Annotated in this window: 1 pseudogene; it reads right to left on the reverse strand. The window is 67.0% G+C overall.

Annotated elements, in window-relative coordinates:
- A pseudogene (locus NHG27_RS19020) lies at positions 1-206 on the reverse strand (methyl-accepting chemotaxis protein); the annotation flags it as partial.

The raw sequence follows: 206 nt of genomic DNA on the forward strand, positions 1-206 counted from the left end.
GTGATGTTGCCCGCGATCTCCGAGGCCCCCGTCGCCGACTCCTGCACCCCCCGCGACATCTCCGTCGTCGTCGCCGTCTGCTCCTCCACCGCCGAGGCGATCGTCAGCTGATAGTCGTTGATCCGCCCGATGATGTCCGCGATCTCACCGATCGCCCCCACCGCACTCGAGGTATCCCCCTGGATCGCCTCCACCCGACGAGCAAT

Source organism: Oerskovia sp. 140933, from assembly GCF_059651515.1.